This window comes from Syntrophobacterales bacterium, assembly GCA_019429105.1.
Taxonomy (GTDB): Bacteria; Desulfobacterota; Syntrophia; order Syntrophales; family UBA5619; genus DYTH01.
In genome coordinates, this window is record JAHYJE010000078.1 from 1 (window position 1) to 4,235 (window position 4,235).

3 protein-coding genes are annotated in these 4,235 nt (G+C 51.8%); 1 reads left to right on the top strand and 2 read right to left on the bottom strand.

Annotation, left to right across the window (positions count from 1 at the left end; translation table 11 throughout):
- Positions 1 to 226, top strand: a 226-nt coding sequence (locus K0B01_14555) for a hypothetical protein (protein ID MBW6487363.1), incomplete at its 5' end; no start/stop codon positions are given.
- Between the two features lie 90 nt (positions 227 to 316).
- Here the strand turns inward: K0B01_14555 and K0B01_14560 are convergent.
- Together K0B01_14560 and istA are read right to left on the bottom strand one after the other, a co-directional pair.
- Positions 317 to 2,173, bottom strand: coding sequence for a transposase (locus tag K0B01_14560; GenBank protein ID MBW6487364.1), 1,857 nt, complete (start codon positions 2,171 to 2,173; stop codon positions 317 to 319).
- Between the two features lie 188 nt (positions 2,174 to 2,361).
- Positions 2,362 to 3,960, bottom strand: a complete 1,599-nt coding sequence (gene istA / locus K0B01_14565; GenBank protein MBW6487365.1) for an IS21 family transposase — start codon at positions 3,958 to 3,960, stop codon at positions 2,362 to 2,364.
- Positions 3,961 to 4,235 lie beyond the last annotated feature (275 nt).

The following is a 4,235-nucleotide window of genomic DNA, read 5'->3' on the forward strand; positions in this document are numbered from 1 at the left end:
GAAAAAAGCGATTCTCCATAGGAAAAACTCCCTTTTTTACAGGACTGTACACGGCGCTTTGATCGGCGATATTTTCATGAGCCTGATTCATACCTGCGTTCTGAGGGGCATCGATCCCTTCGGTTACCTGGTGGCCCTCCAGAAAAATTATCACGATGTCTTCAAAAACCCGAAAAACTGGATGCCCTGGAATTACCAGGAAGTCTCACACGTCAACGACTCTTGATTAGTTTGTTCCAACAATCATCCGATATCTTAAACACCGATTTTCGCGGAGCTATAACCGTCATTTTGAGATAAGATTTTAATGCCTCCGTCATTGGAACTTTAGATTCAGTTTTATGCTGTCAAGCCAGGAGATAGTCTGCGGCAATCGATGCCAGGGAACCTCTCTCAGGATCGGGTTATGCGCCCTGCGGGGGTAGGTTACCTGTACCTCGCCGGATGTGATATCGACGTCGGCCTTGCCCCTGATAAAATGGCGAAAGATCTTCTGGGCGTCGCACTGCTCAAAGCCCCTGAGTTTTTGAGCCAGCATGCTGTAAAGGGTGTCGGCGATCATGGTCATCAGGATGTCGAAGTGCACTTTCACCAGAATGGGGGAAGACAGGGCGTTTAGGTTGAAAAACTTGACCGCCTCGGAAATGACGTTCTCCACCCGCCACCTGCGGGCGTAGTCGCTGACGATGCGTTCCACCGGGGCCGTCAGATCGTTGGTGATCAGGAAAGCCGGCTCCTCGCGGCCATTTCCCCGGAGGATGATCTGCCGGAGCTGCCCTTCATAATCCTTCAGAGTAGTGAACGATTGATGGATGAAAGGATCCGGGTATTTCCGTTTGTCATGGGGGATGTGGATCTTCTCCCATGGTTTGAGTTTATTCAGGTTCCCTACCAGTTTCTTCCCCCGGCGCCGGAGGGTGATGAAGCGGGTTCCTTGACTGTTCAGGAGGGACAAGTGCTCGTAGGTGGTGAACTTGGAATCGAAAACAAAGGTAGATGCGACGCCTTTGTGAACCTTCTTCCAGAAGGACAGGACATTGAGAACCTGCTCATTGGCTTCCTCCTTCATGAGGTCGGCGGCAGTATAAAGCACCAGCTTGGAGACGGCATCTTGGGCAAAGAGAGTCAAGGCTCCTTTCATTCGCTTTCCTCTGGCCCCGGCCCAATGCTCTTGAAGGACGGATTCCTCCCCGTAATGGGGGATAGTGTGAAAGTCCAGATTGATGACGCTCCCGTCATACAGACCCAGACGGACCGCTTTCTTTACAAAAGCCTGCTGGAGCTTCAGGATGTGAACCTCGTCGAGGGAATAGGAATAGATGGACATGGCCGTACACTTGGGCAGGACATTCAGACCGGCAAACAGACCCAGACCGGGATCGAAGGCATGGTCTCCCATGTGGCCGTACCGCTCCGTGCCAATGAGTTTCAGGGCCAGAAAGGACAGAAAATAGCTGACCGCTGGAATGATCTTGGTCCCCGGCAGGCCGGCGGAACGGACCAGATCCGACACTTGAAATTTTTCCAGAAACGGGGCGAACAGAAAGGCCCCCGCGGATTCGCAGGTAAAATGTTGCCCCTCCATCTGTGCAATGGAGACGCCCTCGGATCGCTGCGGAACCTCCGCCCCTTTAACGGTCAAACCGATCTTCAGACGGGTGCGACGGGGAAGCTTGGGGAATCCCTCTTCCGCAAGAACCCTCTCCACCGTTCTGACGGAGATGTCCACCCCGTCTTCGGAAAGCAGTTGGGCGATCTCTCCCGCCGAGAGTTCTTTCTCCCGCCAGGAGCTGATCTTCCGACGGGTCTCGGCGGTCACCCTGTAACGAGAGGTACCTCCTTCCGGAACAGGTTCGGAAAAATCGAACTTGCCGGTGGTAAACTGATGTCTCAACAGGCGAACATATCCAGCGGAGTATCCGAAGTGTTCCGCCACGGCTTCCGCCGGCAGACGGTCCACGAAGGAGGCCCGGAGGGCTTCGTACCGTTTCTGCCATTCATGGATCGGCCTTGTGAAGTAGGTGGCGTCGCGCATGGAAATGTTATATAGAATGACGGTTAGGATGTCAAGAAATATTTTGTTAAAATACAATATGGTTACGAAGGCAGCGATCGCGGCCCGACGGGGCGACGGAAAGTATTTCTCTGTATTTATAACTACTTTAGCATTCATGGACGTCAAATGACCTTGAAGATGCTTTCGATAATTTTAAATTCTGACGGCGGCAGATCTCTTAGCAAACCGTCATTCGATATAACATTTCCAGGGACTGTCAAAATCAAGATGAGCTGTAACATGCTTTCTTTATTAGATTATTTTTAGCTGGCTCTATCAAGAGCCGACGAAAATGTTATGTCAAATCATTCCGCGAAAATCGGTGTTAAATCAAAAACCCTCTGCGACCTCACGCCCGAAGGCAAGGAAAACGTTTGACGCTTATCCGCAGCTCTAAATTTTTTTTCAGCTACGCAGGCTTGCCGGAAGGACACGTAAATCGCTATATCGGGAGGCGGCAGGCTCGGCCAGGAGGCCAAGGGAGCGACGGCAGTATCGGCGCAGCCGGTGTAAACAAGAAGGTGACGCACCCCGTCGCTGGAGCTGATGTTATTCTCTATGGCCAGTTCAACGGCGGCTTCAATCTCGCCGACCGCATAATTCCGGTAGAACATCAAAACGGCAATGAAATCCTTGATCCCTTTTGTCTCCCCCTGCGCAATGCAAAATCTCTCCAAAAGCGTGTTGAGGACCTGAGGCCAGCTCTTTCGCCATTGCCGAATGGGTCTTGCGCTGTTAAAAGCCATCGGTCGCTGCTGAATCAGTTCAAGATAATGATCCGGGTTGAGAATCCATTTATTGTTGCCGAATACCCGCTCATGGACGGCCAGTTTCTTCGTCCCGATGAAAATCTCCACACGATCCACGTAGAGTAGAACCTTAACCTTAAATCCCGCATACCGGCTCGGCACGGAATAGCGATTCTTATCCACGATGACCGTGGCATACTTGTCAACCCGGCCCCCGGCGGCTATTTGCACATTGCTGAAAGCAACCCCGGGAAGGTCAAGAAGATGCGCCTTCTCCTCCTCATACAGCTCGTTCACCGTCCGATCTCTTCCCGCTATTTTGTGACTGCCATAGGTCATGCATTGCCGGAGAATCTTCTCGTTGAGTTCTTCGAGGTTGGCCGCTTCCGGAATGGGAACCATGTAATTGCGCCGCGCAAAGCCCACTATCCCCTCAACGCCGCCCTTCTCATGACCACTGTCGGGATTACAGAAACGGGCTTCAAAACTGTAATATGCCTTGAATTTACCGAATGACTCCTGCTCTATGCGATCCTTCCCGCGCAATATCTTCTGGATTGCCGCCGTAAGGTTATCGTAGATCAAAACCGGGAAAACCCCTCCAAAAAAAGCAAAGGAACGAATGTGTCCATCGAAAAACGCCTGCTGCCTCTCACAGGAATAAAAGCGTACAAAGTGCTTTCCGGAATACTTGCTCCTCATGCAGAAAAACTTCAAAGGGGTCTCTTCTCCGTCAAGAATGGCAATCGCCCCGCCCCAATCCACTTCCGCTTCGTAACCTGCCTCCGGGTCGCACGGTATGAAAGCGCAAGGCGTGGCAAGCCCCAAAGCCAGCTTCGCAAACCGAACATAGCGGCGAACGGTCGGCTCACTCCCTTTATAACCGTGCTCCTCCACAAGGCGATTGTAAACCCGTCGCGCCGTATGGCGCTGCTTCTTCGGACTGTCCTTGTCATCCGTAAGCCAGCCATCGATAATCTTCAGGTACTTTTCAAGTGCAGGAAACGGCTGATGTGCCCTTTCCTTGTACCCCCACGGTTCACCTCGTATCGCCTTCTTGATCGTGTTGCGCGAATGGCCCGTTATCCTCGACATCTCACTGATATTTTCACCATAAACCCGGCAACCCGTCCTTATCATCTCATACTGATCCATTTTGAGCACTCCTTCTCCTCCCTCAATGGTTGATAAATCCCAAACCATTTTAGCAGGAAAACAACGGCTCCGGGTGGTCAATTTTCGGTGATCACAACACCCTTTTGCTGGTCAATTTTCGATTATCACAACCAGGCATATCCCAGCTAATCCGTCTATCCCCTTGCGGAAATCCGCCACCGGGATAAAAAGCAAGATACGCATCTGCGGCGTAAGCTGGATCATCCCCGCCCCCAGAAGCTTTTTATCAGCTCCAATGGCTGAAAACCCCATAC